We start from the raw sequence: 15,092 nt of genomic DNA, 5'->3' as shown, positions 1-15,092 counted from the left end.
AAGGCGCTTTCTGCAACGGAAGTCGCAACGCTAGCACGGCCGCCGGACCGCCTGGGCCGGCATCCCCCGGGCACGACAATGGCGCCATGTCCGGCACCACCCCTTTCCCCAGCGTCCTCTTCATCTGCACCGGCAACATCTGCCGCTCCCCCACGGCCCATGCGCTGCTCGTGCACAAGGCCCGTGCGGCCGGCCTGCAGGTGGCGGTCGACAGCGCCGCCATCTCCGACGAGGAGCGCGGCAACCCGTTCGACCGGCGTGCCGCTGCCGAGCTCCAGCGCCGCGGCGTGCCGGCCCATGACCATGGCGCGCGCCAGGTGCGCCGCGAGGACTTCGCGCGCTTCGACTGGATCGTCGGCATGACGCAGGCGCACTGCGCAGCGTTGCGCCGGCAGGCGCCCGCCGACGCCCGTGCACGCATCGCGCTGATGCTGGACTTCGCGCCCGGCCATGCCGGCGAGGACGTGCCCGACCCCTGGTACGGCAGCGCGCAGGACTTCGTCCACGCCTTCGACCTGATCGACCGCGGCGTGGAGGGGCTGCTGGCCAGGCTCAGCCGACCGAGCCGGTGACGGGCAGCACGATGCCGCTGATGTAGCTGGAGCAGCAGGGCGCGGCCAGGAACACGAAGGCGGGCGAGATCTCCTCGGGCTGCGCCGGGCGGCCCATGTCGGTGGCGGCACCGAACTGTTCGATCTCGTCGGCCGGCTTGTCGGCCGGGTTCAGCGGCGTCCAGACCGGGCCCGGCGCCACGGCGTTGACGCGGATGCCCTTGTCCATGAGGTTGGCCGCCAGCGACATCGTGAAGGCATGGATCGCGCCCTTGGTGGCCGAGTAGTCCAGCAGGTGCTTGCTGCCCTTGAGCCCGGTGACCGAGCCGCAGTTGACGATGCTGGCGCCGCGCTGCAGGTGCGGCACCGCCGCTTTGGCCATGTGGAAGTAGCCGTAGACGTTGGTGCGCAGCGTTTCGTCGAAGCGCTCCTCGCTGAGATCCTCGATGGCCTGGGCATGCTCCTGGAAGGCCGCGTTGTTGACCAGCACGTCGAGCTTGCCGAAGGCGTGCACGGTCTTGGCCACGGCCTCGCGGCAGAACGCCGGGTCCTTCACGTCGCCCGGGATCAGCAGGCAGCGCCCGCCTTCGGCCTCGACCAGTTGGCGCGTGCGCACGGCGTCCTCGTGCTCGTTGAGGTAGACGATGGCCACGTCGGCACCCTCGCGCGCATAGAGCACGGCCACGGCGCGGCCGATGCCCGAGTCGCCGCCCGTGACCAGCGTGGCGAAGCCCGGGAGCTTGCCGCTGCCCTGGTAGTGCGGCGCGGCGAACTGCGGCTTCTGCGCCATCTCGGCCTCCAGGCCGGGCTTGGCCAGGTGCTGGCGCGACATGGGCGGCGCCGGCTCCTCGCGGTGGGGGCCGGGCGCGGCCTTCTTGCTGCTCTTCTTGCCGCCGGCATCCGGCTGGCCCTTGGCCTGGGCGCGGGTTTCGGCGTCGCGGTGGTCCTGTTCGCGCTGGATGCGCTGCTGCTTGCGGACGGTGTCCTGGGCCTGGGGTGCCTGGCTGTTGCGGGACATGGGATCTCCTTGGCGAATCGCTGTTGCTGCCATGCTCCAGCGCGGGTGGCGCCCGCGGTTTCGGACGACGGCGCGCGCCGGTGTCAGCCGCTGCGCCGCACCCAGATGCCGCGCCCTTCCTACGCCGGCCGACGTGGCGGCCTACAGCGCCGCGGCGGCGCGCGCACTAGGCTGGTTGCAGCACGCAACCCAAGGAGAAAGACACATGGCACGCAGCAGCATCATGGGCGGCGAGACGCCCGCCACCCGCCCGAGCGGCAACGACATCGACCTGCTGGGCCCCAGCGACACGTCCGACAGCGGCAGCGACGTGCAGGGCGAGCGCCGCATGGCGACCGCGCCCGACAACGCCGCCGAGTGGGGCGCCGTGGTGGCCGACCATGACTCCGACAGCGACGCCGCGGGCACGGGCGAACGCGGCGCGGCGGTGGGCGACGATGGCCGCGCCAATGCCGACATCCTGCCCGACCGCATCGTCACGCCCGGCGTGGGCGCCGGCAGCGACGCGCTGGACGAGGTGCCGGGCCTGGCCGGCGAAGATGGCGAGAGCGAGGACGACCCGATCGAAGGCACGGGCGACGACGACAGCATCTGATCAGGCCGACGGGGCCTCGCGCAGCGCGCGCTTGAGCACCTTGCCATAGCTGTTCTTGGGCAGCGCCTCGACGAACACGTAGCGCTTGGGCCGCTTGAAGCGCGCGATCTGCGCGAGGCAATGCGCGTCGAGCACGGCCGCGTCGACCACCGCCCCCGGGGCGGCGACGATGTGGGCGACGACCACCTCGCCCCACTCGGCATCCGCCGCGCCGAGCACGCAGGCCTCGGCCACGCCCGGGTGCGTGAGCAGCACCTCCTCCACCTCGCGCGGGTAGATGTTGGAGCCGCCGCTGATGACCACGTCCTTGGAGCGGTCGCGCAGCGTGAGGCAGCCGCTCCCGTCCAGCACGCCGATGTCGCCGGTCCAGAGCCAGCCCCCGCGCAGCGCCTGGGCCGAGGCCTCGGCGTTGCGCCAGTAGCCGGCCATCACGGTGGCGCCGCGCACCGCGATCTCGCCCGGCTCGCCGGCCGGCACGGGCTGGCCCTGCGCGTCGAGCACCGCGACCTCGGTGCCGCCGCGTGGCCAGCCGACCGAGGCGAGTTGGCGGGCATCGCCGCGCGCATGGTCCGCGCGCGTAAGGCCGGTGATGGTCATGGGTGTCTCGCCCTGGCCATAGATCTGGGCGAACACCGGGCCGAAGGCATCCATGGACTTGCGCAGTTCCTCCAGGTACATCGGCCCGCCGCCGTAGACGATGCAGCGCAGCTGGCGCGGGCGCTGGCCGCCGCGCGCGGCCAACGCCTCGCGCAGGCGCTGCACCATGGTGGGCGCGAGGAAGGCGCCGCAGCCCGGATGCGCATCGCACAACGCGAGGAATTCGGCGGGCTCGAAGCCGTGGGAGGCCGGCACCACCTGGCGCGCACCGCGCGCCAGCGAAGGCAGCAGGTACAGGCCCGAGCCGTGCGACAGGGGCGCGCCATGCAGCTGGCTGCATTGCGGGCCCAGTTCGGGCTCGATGTCCGCGAGGTGGGCCACGGCCATGGCCATGAGGTTGCCATGCGTGAGCATGGCGCCTTTGGAGCGCCCGGTGGTGCCGCTGGTGTAGAACAGCCAGGCCAGCGCATCGGCGGCCACGGGCGCGATCTGCAGCGCGGCCGGCGCCAGCAAGGCGGCGTAGTCCGGGCTGTCCAGCGCGATGCAGGGGCAAGGCAGGCCCTGCAGCGCCGGCGCCAGGCCCGGCGAAGCGAACAGCAGGGCGGCCTGCGCGTCCTCGACGATCTGGCCCACCTCGCGCGCATGCAGCTTGTAGTTGACGGGCACGGCCACCAGGCCCGCGGCCCAGACCGCGAACAGCAGCTCCACGTACTCGGGCCGGTTCTCCGAGACCAGCGCGATGCGCGTGCCGGGCGCACAGCGCGCGCGCAGCGCCGCGGCGATGGCCGCGGCACGTTCGCGCAGCTGCGCGAAGCTCCAGAGCGTCTGGTGCCCCAGGCAGACGGCCGGCAGGCCGGCGTGGCGGGTGGCGGATTGGTCGAGCAAGGCAGCAAGGTTCATGGGCGATGGGTCTCCGCCCGCGAGCATAGGGTCAAGCGCGGTCCGGCAGCCTGGACACCGTCACACAGCTGACACGAACGCGGCGCAGCATGCCCGGTTGCCCGACGCCATGGACAGCGACCTCCTGATCGAACCCACCCGCTATGGCGCGGATGCGCATGGCCTGGTCTGTGGCTACCGCTTCGAGGCCGCCACGGCGGCCTGCGCCATCGGCTCGGACGAAGCCGCGCAATGGCTGGCCGATGCCACCGACGCCACCGATGCCGCCGACGGCAGCGGCTTCATCTGGCTGCATTTCAACCTCTCGCACGCCGGGGCCGAACGCTGGCTGCAACGCCATGCGCAGCTGCCCGAGTCCTTCTTCGAGACGCTGCACGACGGCCACCGCTCCACGCGGCTGGAGCGCGACCAGGCGGCCTTGATCGCGGTCATCAACGACGTGCAGTTCGATTTCGCGTTCGAGTCCTCCGACATCGCCACGCTGTGGATCGGCGTGGACCGGCGGCTGGTGGTCACGGCGCGCCAATCGCCGCTGCGCTCGATCGACCGCCTGCGCACCGCGATCCGGCGCGGCGAGCCGCTGCGCTCGACCACCGAGCTGCTGGAGTGGTTGCTGCGCGCGCAGGCCGAGGTGCTGGTCGACGTGGTGCGCGGCGTCACGCGGCGCATCGACGAGGTCGAGGACGCCCTGCTGGCCGGCCGCCTGCAGCACAAGCGCACGCGCCTGGGCGTGTTGCGCCGGCTGCTGGTGCGGCTGCAGCGCCTGCTCGCGCCCGAACCGGCCGCGCTGTTCCGGCTGCTGCAGCATCCGCCGGCCTGGATGGTGGAGCGCGACGTGGATGAGCTGCGCCAGGCCACCGAGGAGTTCTCGGTGGCGCTGCGCGACATGGCGGCGCTGCAGGAGCGCATCAAGCTGCTGCAGGAAGAGCTGGCCGCGGCCGTCAACGAGCGCACCAGCCGCAGCCTGTTCGTGCTGACCGTGGTCACCGTGCTGGCGCTGCCCATCAACATCCTGGCCGGCCTGTTCGGCATGAACGTGGGCGGCGTGCCGCTGGCCGAGAACCCGCACGGCTTCTGGATCCTGGTGGCCGTGGTGATCGCCTTCACGGCCGTGGCCGGCTGGCTGGCCTTCCGTGGCAACAACGACCGCTGAGATGAAACCACCCCCGTTTGGACTTCTCACTTCGTGTAGAAGTCCCATCCCCCCTCAAGGGGGCGCACCCGGCGGCCTGGCAGAGCCAGTTCCGCGGCTGCGCTGGCATGGCCTGCTCCGCGGCCTCTCGACCAGTGGCTGGCAAGCCAGTTTCGTGTCCTGCGGATGGCGCGCCAGCGCCGTTCACAACTAGGATGGCCGCCATGCCCTCCTCCATGACCGAAATCGAATTCAAGTTCGACATCCCCCGCGCCAGCCTGCCGGCCCTGGAGGCCGCGCTGCGCGGCCCCGGCAGCCGCCGCACGCACCTGCAGGCGCGCTACTTCGACACCCCGCAGGACGACCTGGCCGCGCACGGCGTGGCCCTGCGCCTGCGCAAGGAAGGCCCGCGCTGGGTACAGACCGCCAAGGCCCTGGGCGACGGGCCCGTGCAGCGGCTGGAGCACAACGTGGACCTGGGGCCGGCGCGCAAGTCGGCGCCGCTGCAGGCCGACCCCGCGCGCCATGCCGACACACCCGTGGGCCGGCGGCTCGCGCACGTGCTGCAGCGCGCCGGCACGCCGCTGGTGGAGGTCTACGGCACCGACATCTGGCGTGCCACGCAGGAGCTGCAGGTGGGCGCGAGCCGCATCGAGATCGCGCTGGACCAGGGCCGCGTGCTGGCCCCTGCCCCCGATGGCGGCCTGCCGCGCAGCGCCGTGGTCTGCGAGCTGGAACTCGAACTGCTGGCAGGCGATGTGCGCGACCTGGCCTGCGTGGCCGCCGAATGGGCCGCACGCCACGGGCTCACGCTCAGCACCGTGACCAAGTCCGAGCGCGGGCTGCGGCTCGCGCACGGCCGCTCGACGCGGCCGGCCGCCCGGGCCAGTGCGCCGCAGTGGCCGGCCGGCAGCGGTTTTCCAGACGGCGCCACGGTGCAGCGCGCCGTGGTCGGCGCCTGCCTCGCGCAGATCCTGCCGAACGCGAGCGAGATCGCCGCCGGTAGCGAGGACGTGGAGCAGATCCACCAGCTGCGCGTGGGCCTGCGCCGCCTGCGCACGGCGTTGCGCGAACTCGCGCCGCTGGGCACCGGCCTGCAGCCGGCCTGGGAGGCGCCGCTGGTGCAGGCCTTCCGCGCACTGGGCGCGCGGCGCGACCAGCAGCAACTGCAGGCGCTCATGCAGCCACGGCTGCTGGCCGCCGGCTCACCGCTCATCGTGCTGCCGCCGGTGGACGAGAGCGCGCCGACGCCGGCCGATGCCGTGCGCGATGCCGGCCTGCAGGCCGCGCTCGTGGGCCTGATCGGCTTTGCCGCCGCGGCGGATGGCACAGGCCTGGCACCGCAGGCCACGCAGCGCCACCTGCGCCAACGGCTGGGCAAACTGCACCGCCGCGTGGGCAAGGAAGGCGAGCGCTTCGAGAAGCTCGCGCCGGAAGCCCGGCACAGCCTGCGCAAGCGCTTGAAGCGGCTGCGCTACCTGGCCGAGTTCGTGGGGGCCTGCTTCGCGCCGCGGCGGGCGGCGCAGTTCACGCGCGCACTCGAGCCCGCCCAGGACGCGCTGGGCGCCTACTACGACGAGGTGGTGGCGCTGGAAAGCTACCGCGCAGCAGCGGAGCAGGAGCCGCGCGCCTGGTTCGCGGTCGGCTGGCTGCAGGCCCGGGCGCCGCACAGTGCGCACCAAGCCGCTCTTGCGCTGGCGGAGCTGGCCGGGGCGGCCCGGCCGTTCTGGCGCAAGAAGAAGGACTGATTCAGGACCGCATCAGGAAGGGCTCAGGAGGGGCTGCTCGTCGGCGCGTCGGGCGCGGTCCCGGCCTGCTGCTGCAGTGCAGCCGCCTGCTGCTCCGGCGGCTGCAGTGCGCTGGCCTGCACGGCGAAGTCGTACAGCTTGGCCTTGCCGGCGTAGTAACGGTCCAGGCGCCATTCCTTGATGATCTGCACCGCCAGATCGAAGTCGCTCAGCTGCAGCGCGTACAGCCGCTCCAGCTGGAAGGGTTCGTGGGATTCGAGGGACAGCACCAGATCTGCAAGCGTCTTGGCAGAAGGCTTGAAGGGATCCTTGGCGATGAGTTTCTTGGCTTCTTTGATGGCGTTCAACTGGGTCTTCCTGGCGCTCGGGATTAGCGCAAACCCTGATTGGACACTGCCCACCCCACAAAAATTGTGTCAATTGAATGACCAATTCGTGACCGCATTGTCACGCCACCAGTTGCAGATGGCCCGTGGATGGTGCATGTTGGACCAATTTCGCCATCAAATCGGGCACTTCGAAGACAGATTGGTTTCGTAACAGTGCGACACGTGCACGATAAGAAGGCATTTGTTCGCAAAGCGCGCGCACAGCTGGCGCCACCCCGGCGAAGCCCGGCAGCACCAGGCCCAGGCCCTGCTCCTGCAGCCACTGGGTGTTGTAGCGCTCCTGCGGCATGGTGAAGGCGTTGCGTGTGGTCAGCACGGGCAGGCCCATCAGCAAGGCCTCGCTCATGCTGCCGGGGCCCGGCTTGCCGATGAAGAAATCGGCCAGCGCGAGGTAGCGCCGCACCTCGCGCGTGAAGCCCTGCACCACGCGCGGCGCCGGCGCCGGCAGCGCGCGCAGCCGCGTGGCGAGCCGGCGGTGGTGGCCGCACAGCAGGATCAGCGGGGTGTCGGGCAGCAGCCGGGCGATGCGCTCCATGGCCATGGAGCCGGCACCGCCGAACATGACCACGCCGACCGGAGCGCCCGTGCCAGGCGCGGGCAGGCCCAGGGCGCGGCGCTCGGCCGCGCGGTCCAGCGCCAGGGCCACGTAGAAGTCCGGGTGCACGGGCATGCCCGAGACCAGGTGCAGACGGCGCGCGTCGTGGCCGGCCGCGCGGGCCTGGGCCAGCGCATGCGGCGTGCCGCAGACCAGGTGCTGCTCCACCCCTTCGGCGCGCCAGAAATGCGGCGGGTGGTCGGCCATGTCGGTCATCACGGTCATGAAGGGCACGCCGGGCCGCGCCTGGGCCAGGCTCTGGCCCAGCGCCCGGTTGAAGTTGGGGATCAGCGAGACCACCAGGTCGGGCCGGCTCGCGCGCCAGTGCGCGGCCAGCCGCTGGCACAGCTGGCCGTGGGCCATGCGGATCAGGCCCTGCAGCAGCTTGAGCTCCTGCGCCAGGCCCAGGGTCCAGCCCCGCGCGAGCCGGGCGTTGTAGAGGTCTTCGGGCGCCATGCCCGTGCAGCGCTGGAACAGGCCCTGCGGATCGATCACGTCGACGAGGTTGACGGCCTGCACGTCCCAGGGCCTTTGCTGCTGCACGCAGGCGGCTTTCAGCGCCAGCGCGGCCGCGCGGTGGCCGCCGCCCGCGTTGAAGTAGACCAGCTGGACCTTCACGGCAGGCCGGCGACCGCGCGCGCGGCGGTCGCCGCGCGGACGCCGGCCGTGCCCTGGCGCGCCAGGGCCTCGAAAGCCGATTCGAGTTCACCCACGATCTGCGGCCAGGCCAGCGCCACTGCCGCGGCACGCGCCTGCAGGCGTAGCCTCTGCACCAGGGCGCGGTCGCGCGCCAGCCGCTCGGCCTGGGCGATGAACTGTGCCGGTTGTTCCAGCGGCGCCAGCAGGCCGCTCTCGCCTTCGGTGATGAGTTGGGCTGCGGCCGCGTAGCCATAGGCCAGCACCGCCAGGCCGCTGGCCATGGCCTCGGGCGTCACGTTGCCGAAGGTCTCGGTGACGCTGGGGAACAGGAAGATGTCGCCCGAGGCGTAGTGCGTGGCCAGTTCTTCATCGCGCCGTGCGCCGGCAAACACCACGCCCTGGCCGGCGCAGGTGCGCTCCAGTTCGGCACGCAGCGGACCGTCGCCGACCATGACCAGGCGCACGCGCGGGTCGATGCGGCGCATGGCCTGTACCGCCTGCAGCAGCAGGGAGAGGTTCTTCTCGGGCGCGAGCCGGCCCACGTGCAGCACCACGGGCGTGTCCTCATCAACGCCCCATTGCGCGCGCAGCGCGGCGCTGCGGCGCGCCGGGTCGAAGCGCTGGGCGTCCACGCCGCGCGCCACCACGCGCAGGCGCTCCAGACCCTGGCCGGCCAGCTGCTGGCGCAGCGACTCGGTCGGCACCATGGTCAGGTCGCAGCGGTTGTGGAACTTGCGCAGGTAGGCCATCAGCGGCTTGTGCAGCCAGCCCAGGCCGTAGTGCTGGCCGTACGCATGGAAGTTGGTGCGGAAGTCCGAGCTCACGGGCAGGCGCAGCTTGCGCGCGGCCTGCAGCGCCGACCAGCCCAGCGGGCCCTCGGTGACGATGTGCACCACGTCGGGCCGCGCCAGCGTCCACAGCCGCTGCAGCGCGCGCGTGGCGGGCAGACCCATCTTGAGGTGGGGGTAGCGCGGGATCGGCAGGCCGCGCATGAGCACTTCGGCGCTGGGCGCCTCGGGCGCGTCGGCCGCATCCTGGCGCGGGCGCACCAGTTGCACCTGGTGGCCGCGCGCGCGCAGGCCCTGCACCACGCAAGCGATGGTGGCCGCCACGCCGTTGACCTCGGGCGGGTAGGTCTCGGTGACGAAGGCCAGACGCAGCACGCGCCGGGCCGGCGCGAACTCGTCCACGATGATGGGGATGGCTTCGGCTTGCGGCATGCCGCCATGCTGCGAGCCGTGCAAGTCAGCGGCGTGACGCTGCCATGGCAGTTCGGTGTCGGAGGGCTACGGCCTCGCGGTCGCCAGCCCGCGTGTGCCCAGGGCCGCCACGACGGCCAGCGCCAGCAGCACGGCGCCGTAGCCCAGCGCGGTCGCGTGCAGGCCGAACCAGCCGGTCGCCAGACCCGCCAGGATGGCCGGCACGCTGAACGCCAGGTAGCTGCACACGAAGAAGCTGGCCATCAGGCCGGCGCGCTGCTGCGGTGACGCCAACGGCGCCAGCGTGCGCAGCGTGCCGCTGAAGCTGCAGCCCATGCTGAATCCTGCCACCAGCGCGCCGCCGAAGAAGGCCGTCGGCGCATGCCAATGGATGCCGGCCAGCGCCAGCACCATGCCCAGTGCCAGCCCGTTCGCGCCGAGCGCCAGCGCCAGCGCCAGCGACGACGGCCGGTGCTGCATGGCCACGCTGGCCAGCGCACCTGGTAACACCATGGCCGCGATCAGCGCGCCGCCGGTCAGCGGTGCGGCGTTGCCCGTCACCTGCCGCGCCAGCGTAGGGCCCAGCGAGAGGAAGAAACCCATCAGCGCCCAGCCCACCGTGTTGGCCGGCAACAGGCGCCGCAACGCGCCGCGTGCGGCGTGCGGCACGGCCATCTGCGGACGCAGCGAAGCCCAGGCGCCAGGTCGGTGCGGCACGGTGTCGGGCAGGCGCAGCGCCACCGCCACCTGCACGGCCAGCATCACCAGCAGCAGCTCGTACACCAGCCGCGTGGGCGCCGGCGCGAACTGCACCAGCGCCGCCGTGCCCAGCGCGCCGAGCGCCATGCCGATCATGGGCGCGACGCCGTTCATCATCGAGGCGCGCAAGGGGCTCAGGTCGAGCAGCATGGAACTCAGCGCGCTCGTGGCGATGCCGGTGGCCACGCCCTGCAGGATGCGCGCAGCCAGCAGCCAGGCGACCGATTCGGCCTGCCAGAACAGCACGACGGAGACGAATTCCAGCACCAGCGCGCCGACGATCACGCGCCGCCGCCCCAGATGGTCCGACAGCCGGCCGCCCATCAGCAGGGCCGCCAGCAGTGCGAACGCGTAGCTGCCGAACACCCAGGTCAGGGTAAGGGCTGAGAAGCCCCAGGCTTCCCGGTACAGCGCGTACAGCGGCGATGGCGCGCTGGACGCGGCCAGGAAGGTGACCACCATCGCGGCCGTCCACCACAACGCCGGCTGGGGCGCCAGCGGTTGGCGCGGCGAAGGCGTGGCGGCGGGACGGGGGATGGACATGGGTGACTTCTCAAACGCAAAGAAATAGCGTTTGCACCATTGTGCACCGGAACGAAGCATAAAGCAAACGCTTTGCGTTAAGATCGTTCCATGCCTCCACGCCCCATTTCCCGGCCCGGCGGGCGCAGCGCGCGCGTGCAGGCCGCCGTGCACCAGGCCACGCGCGAACTCACCGAGCAGCACGGGCGCGATGCGCTGACGGTGCCGCTGATCGCGGCGCGCGCCGGGGTCACGCCCTCTACCATCTACCGGCGCTGGGGCGATCTGGCCGAACTGCTGGCCGACGTCTCGGTCGAGCGCATGCGGCCCGAGGGCGAGCCGGCCGACACGGGCAGCTTCCGCGGCGACCTGATGCTGTGGGCCGACCAGTTCCACGAGGAGATGTCGTCCGAGGTCGGCCAGGCCATGCTGCGCGACGTGGTCGCCGCGGCCGGCCGCGGCGAGGCGGCCGGCAGCTGCCAATGCGCGCAGTTCACGGCGGGCGTGGTGTCGGTGCTGGTGCAGCGCGGCGCGGCGCGCGGCGACGCCGTGCCGACGGTGGAGGACGTGATGGACCGGCTGGTCGCGCCCATCATCTACCGCCTGCTGTTCGGCATGGTTCCGGCCAGCGCAGAGCAGGTCGCCAGCTGGGCCGAGGCCTGTGCAGGCGCGGCCACGACCACCATCCACGGCAAGCGTTCGCGCAGCCACTGAGCCTAGATTCGGCAGTTGGATGCGCCCGACGGTGCCGTGATCAGCGTGTCAGGCAAGGCGCGACGACGCGGCAAACGCCTGTGCGCAAGGAGGAGCAACGCCGCCTGGCGCGGTGAGCGCGGTGCCGGCGGGTGCATAGCGGCCTCACCGAGACGGTGGGGGGTATCGAAGCCGATAAGTTCAGTGCCGATAAGGCGTTCCTGAAGGCTGCGAGCGGTCAACTGACGAATCTAGGCTGCACTGCCGCCTCCCTGTCATCAGTGCTTCATGCGCGCTCGTCACGATCGCGCCACATGACAACGGGAGCCTTCATGCACGACTTCTTCCAGACGGTCCAGGTCCAGCGCGACGACGACCACCGCTTCTACCACCACAGCCGCATCAACCAGAGCCTGCACCTGCTGTCGGCCTGCACCTTCGTGTGCAGCTACGTGCTGCTGTTCATCGACCCGGCCGTGGCGGCACTGCTGGCCTGGACGGTGGCCATGGTCAGCCGCCAGTCCGGCCACTTCTTCTTCGAGCCCAAGGGCTACGACCATGTGAACCAGGCCACGCACGCGCACAAGGAAGAGATCAAGGTCGGCTACAACCTGCGCCGCAAGGTGGTGCTGATGCTGTTGTGGGTGGCGCTGCCGCTGCTGCTGTGGCTGGAGCCCGACCTGTTCGGCCTGATCGAACCCGCGACCGGCCTGGAAGGCTGGGCGCGCCAGGTGGGCATGGCCTGGCTCGCACTGGGCGTGGCCGCGGTCCTGATGCGCACCGTGCACCTGTTTTTCCTGCAGGGCGTGGTGGCCGGCCTGGCCTGGGCCACCAAGATCCTGACCGACCCTTTCCACGACATCAAGCTGTACTGGAAGGCCCCGCTGGCCCTGATGCGCGGCGAGCTGATCGATCCGATGGACGACGTGCGCAGCGCAGCGCGCTGAGCCAGCATCTGCGGCGCGCGACTTCCGCACCGCATGCCTCGGCACATCCGGCGGCCGCCGCGCACCTGGTTCGACCAGGCCGCCGGCGGCCTTTTCCTTGGCTCAAGCCCGCCCGAACATCTCGCGCAGGATGCGGCGCTGGATGGTCTTCTTGCTCAGGCCCGCGTCCTGCCACCACCAGCCATCGGCCTGCATGGCCTGGCAGCCCGCCACGAAGCGGCGCGCCACCTCGGCGAACTCGGCGTCGCCGTAGTTCAGGCTGAAGATCAGCCGGCCGGTGCCGACCCAGCTCAGCGCCAGGCCCTGCTCGCGCAGGTAGTAGGGCAGCATCCAGTGGTAGCGCGAGGCCTGCGTGAAGCCGACGGCCCAGACCGTGGACATGGCGCCCACGCGCACCGGCAGGCCGGCGCCTTCGAGCAGGCCGTTGAGCTGCGCGGCGCGGCCTTCCCAGGTCGCGTCCAGGTGCTCGTACATCTTCTGCACCGCGGGCGTGGCCAGCCGCTCCAGAAACACCTGCATCGCGCCCATCACATAGGGGTGGGCATTGAAGGTGCCGCGCGCAAAGCAGATGTCGGCCGGCTTGTCCTCGCGCCAGCGCTGCATCAGCCGGTGCGGGCCGCAGACCACGCCGACCGGCAGGCCGCCGCCCAGGGTCTTGCCGTAGGTGACCATGTCGGCCTGCACGCCGAAGTATTCCTGTGCGCCGCCGGGCGCCAGGCGGAAGCCCAGGAACACCTCGTCGAAGATCAGCACGATGCCGCGCGCCGTGCAGACTTCGCGCAGCCGCTGCAGCCAGGCGGTGTAGGCCGCGCGGTCGAAGGCGGGCGCGGCGCGGCCGGCGACCAGGGCCGAATCCGAGGGCGCGTTGGCGTTCGGGTGCAACGCCTGCAGCGGGTTGACGAGCACGCAGGCGATGTCGCGCCGGCTGCCGAGCACGCGCAGCGTGCGCTCGTCCATGTCGCGCAGCGTGTAGGTGCGCTCGGCCGAGATCGGGTTGCCGATGCCGGGCTGCACGTCGTCCCACCAGCCGTGGTAGGCGCCGCAAAAGCGCACGATGTGCGTGCGTCTGGTGTGGTAGCGCGCCAGCCGCACGGCCTGCATCACCGCCTCGGTGCCCGACATGTGGAAGGACACCTCCTCCTTGCCCGAGATGCGGCGCAGCGCGCGCACGTTGTCCAGCACGGCCGGGTGGTAGCTGCCCAGCACCGGGCCCAGGTCCTGCACACGCGCGCTGCCCTCGGCGATGCAGGACTTGTAGAAGTCCTGGCCGAACAGGTTCACGCCGTAGGAGCCGGCCAGGTCGTAGAACACGTTGCCGTCCAGGTCGGTGACCTGCACGCCCTGGCTCGACTGCACGAAGGCGCCCATCTTGAGGCTCTCGCGCAGCACGCGGCTGTACTGGAAGGGCACGCGGTAGCGGCTGGTGAACTGCAGGTCGGCGATGCCCTCGCGCGCGGCCTCGGTCATGGCCAGCGTCTTCGGAAAGCGTTGGGCGAACAGGGCCGCGAGCCGCGCCAGGCCGGCCTCGCGCTGCGCCGCCACGGCGGCCGGTGCGCCGTCCGAGGCGAAGAAGCGCTCGGGCCCGAAATCGTAGAACGGCAGCCGGCGTGCGACGCGGCGCGCCATCTTGGAATGGCCGGCCAGCGAGCGGTGCTTGGCGCGCGACAGCGCCAGACGTTGCTGGGCTGCCAGCAGCAGCGCCAGCACGGCCGCGGCTCCGAAGCCGCCGAGAAAAGTGAGTTCGTTCATGGGGTCGTTGAATTGGCGATCCCCCATTGGTAACCCTTTCATTTGTCAACACGATGACGCAGACCACCACCACGCCACCTTCCTCTGCCCTGACCCGGCTGCGCGACCGCCTGCTGCTGCAGGAGGACCTGAACTTCCTGCTGACCAACCGCGTGCCGCGGCTGGCGCTCACGCGCTTCATGGGCTGGTTCAGCCAGATCGAGAACCCGGTCGTGCGTGCGGCCTCCATCGCCGCCTGGCGCGCCTGCACAGAGATCGACCTGTCGGATGCACGGCAGCAGCACTTCAAGAGCCTGCATGCGATGTTCACGCGGGCCTTGAAGCCCGGCGCCAGGCCCGTGGCCATGGACCCGGACGTGCTGGCCAGCCCCTGCGACGGTATCGTCGGCGCCTGCGGCGCGGTGGACGGCACGCGGCTGTTCCAGGCCAAGGGCTTTCCGTACGAGATCGGCGAGCTGTTCGGCGACGAAGAATCCGCCCGCCCCTGGCATGGCGGCCAGTACGTGACGCTGCGGCTGACCTCGGCCATGTACCACCGCTTCCACGCGCCGCACGACTGCACGGTGGAGCGGCTGACCTACCTGTCAGGCGACACCTGGAACGTGAACCCGATCGCGCTCAAGCGCGTGGAGCGGCTGTTCTGCCGCAACGAGCGCGCCGTGCTGCGCACGCGGCTGGCCGGCGGCCATCGGGTCGCGCTGGTGCCGGTCGCGGCCATCCTCGTAGCCAGCATCCGGCTGCACTTCATGGACACACTGCTGCATCTGCGCACGCTGGGCGCCCGGCCGGTGGACTGCGCCGAGCGCTTCGCCAAGGGCCAGGAGATGGGCTGGTTCGAGCACGGCTCGACCATCATCGTGTTCGCGCCCAAGGGCTTCGCACTGGCCGAGGGCATCGCCGAGGGGGCACGCATCCGCATGGGCCAGGCGTTGATGCGCTTGCCCCCAGGGCCGGCGACGGCACCGGGCTGAACATGCCCGCTTGTCGCCCTGCGCACGGCGTCCGTCGCACGGCACCACGGCACACCACCACGCCATCGATGTCGTTTGCATACTCGAA

The 15,092-nt window shown here is 71.4% G+C and carries 14 protein-coding genes; 7 read left to right on the top strand and 7 right to left on the bottom strand.

The annotated features are described in order from the left end of the window. Window positions 1-86: 86 nt before the first annotated feature. A complete protein-coding gene (locus ACSQ4M_RS14830) occupies window positions 87-572 on the top strand; it encodes a low molecular weight protein-tyrosine-phosphatase (RefSeq protein ID WP_436190220.1) in 486 nt (161 codons plus the stop codon). On the opposite strand, the gene ACSQ4M_RS14825 is transcribed toward ACSQ4M_RS14830, so the two are convergent. Continuing rightward, window positions 553-1,569, bottom strand: coding sequence for an SDR family oxidoreductase (locus ACSQ4M_RS14825; protein WP_436190219.1), 1,017 nt, complete (start codon window positions 1,567-1,569; stop codon window positions 553-555). The genes ACSQ4M_RS14830 and ACSQ4M_RS14825 overlap by 20 nt on opposite strands. A 205-nt stretch (window positions 1,570-1,774) precedes the next feature. Between ACSQ4M_RS14825 and ACSQ4M_RS14820 the strand changes: the two genes are divergently transcribed. Beyond that, window positions 1,775-2,164 (top strand): hypothetical protein, encoded by a 390-nt coding sequence (locus ACSQ4M_RS14820; protein ID WP_436190218.1) that lies wholly within the window; start codon window positions 1,775-1,777, stop codon window positions 2,162-2,164. Here ACSQ4M_RS14820 and ACSQ4M_RS14815 read toward each other — a convergent pair whose 3' ends face one another. Continuing rightward, window positions 2,165-3,661, bottom strand: coding sequence for an AMP-binding protein (locus ACSQ4M_RS14815; protein ID WP_436190217.1), 1,497 nt, complete (start codon window positions 3,659-3,661; stop codon window positions 2,165-2,167). Window positions 3,662-3,770: 109 nt separating this feature from the next. On the opposite strand from ACSQ4M_RS14815, the gene ACSQ4M_RS14810 reads away from it, so the two are divergent. Further along, window positions 3,771-4,814, top strand: a complete 1,044-nt coding sequence (locus tag ACSQ4M_RS14810) for a transporter (RefSeq protein WP_436190216.1) — start codon at window positions 3,771-3,773, stop codon at window positions 4,812-4,814. Between the two features lie 215 nt (window positions 4,815-5,029). Beyond that, complete coding sequence (locus tag ACSQ4M_RS14805; RefSeq protein WP_436190215.1) at window positions 5,030-6,541, top strand: CHAD domain-containing protein; 1,512 nt, start codon at window positions 5,030-5,032, stop codon at window positions 6,539-6,541. Window positions 6,542-6,564: 23 nt separating this feature from the next. On the opposite strand, the gene ACSQ4M_RS14800 is transcribed toward ACSQ4M_RS14805, so the two are convergent. From ACSQ4M_RS14800 to ACSQ4M_RS14785, 4 genes are all read right to left on the bottom strand, one after another. Next, window positions 6,565-6,888 carry a hypothetical protein gene (locus ACSQ4M_RS14800; protein ID WP_436190214.1) on the bottom strand — a complete coding sequence of 108 codons (324 nt, stop codon included), beginning with the start codon at window positions 6,886-6,888 and terminating at the stop codon, window positions 6,565-6,567. 100 nt (window positions 6,889-6,988) lie between these two features. Next, window positions 6,989-8,143, bottom strand: a complete 1,155-nt coding sequence (locus ACSQ4M_RS14795) for a galactosyldiacylglycerol synthase (RefSeq protein ID WP_436190213.1) — start codon at window positions 8,141-8,143, stop codon at window positions 6,989-6,991. Continuing rightward, the gene (locus ACSQ4M_RS14790) at window positions 8,140-9,384 is read right to left on the bottom strand and encodes a glycosyltransferase family 4 protein (protein ID WP_436190212.1); all 1,245 of its coding nucleotides are present in this window, start codon (window positions 9,382-9,384) and stop codon (window positions 8,140-8,142) included. Before ACSQ4M_RS14790 ends, ACSQ4M_RS14795 begins: the two co-directional genes overlap by 4 nt. A 66-nt stretch (window positions 9,385-9,450) precedes the next feature. Continuing rightward, window positions 9,451-10,665, bottom strand: coding sequence for an MFS transporter (locus ACSQ4M_RS14785; RefSeq protein ID WP_436190211.1), 1,215 nt, complete (start codon window positions 10,663-10,665; stop codon window positions 9,451-9,453). Window positions 10,666-10,755: 90 nt separating this feature from the next. On the opposite strand from ACSQ4M_RS14785, the gene ACSQ4M_RS14780 reads away from it, so the two are divergent. Both ACSQ4M_RS14780 and ACSQ4M_RS14775 read left to right on the top strand, forming a co-directional pair. Then, window positions 10,756-11,358, top strand: a complete 603-nt coding sequence (locus tag ACSQ4M_RS14780) for a TetR/AcrR family transcriptional regulator (RefSeq protein WP_436190210.1) — start codon at window positions 10,756-10,758, stop codon at window positions 11,356-11,358. 293 nt (window positions 11,359-11,651) lie between these two features. Beyond that, window positions 11,652-12,284: a hypothetical protein gene (locus ACSQ4M_RS14775; protein WP_436190209.1), complete on the top strand. Its 633-nt coding sequence runs from the start codon at window positions 11,652-11,654 to the stop codon at window positions 12,282-12,284. A gap of 102 nt (window positions 12,285-12,386) precedes the next feature. Here the strand turns inward: ACSQ4M_RS14775 and ACSQ4M_RS14770 are convergent, their stop codons facing one another. Beyond that, complete coding sequence (locus ACSQ4M_RS14770; RefSeq protein WP_436190208.1) at window positions 12,387-14,033, bottom strand: aminotransferase class III-fold pyridoxal phosphate-dependent enzyme; 1,647 nt, start codon at window positions 14,031-14,033, stop codon at window positions 12,387-12,389. 53 nt (window positions 14,034-14,086) lie between these two features. Between ACSQ4M_RS14770 and asd the strand changes: the two genes are divergently transcribed. Continuing rightward, window positions 14,087-15,004: an archaetidylserine decarboxylase gene (gene asd, locus ACSQ4M_RS14765; RefSeq protein ID WP_436190207.1), complete on the top strand. Its 918-nt coding sequence runs from the start codon at window positions 14,087-14,089 to the stop codon at window positions 15,002-15,004. Window positions 15,005-15,092: the final 88 nt, after the last annotated feature.

It is taken from the genome of Pseudorhodoferax sp. LjRoot39 (assembly GCF_964253035.1).
Taxonomy (GTDB): Bacteria; Pseudomonadota; Gammaproteobacteria; order Burkholderiales; family Burkholderiaceae_C; genus Pseudorhodoferax.
Note: the sequence above shows the minus strand (reverse complement) of the source record. Positions and strands in the feature narration are given on the sequence as shown.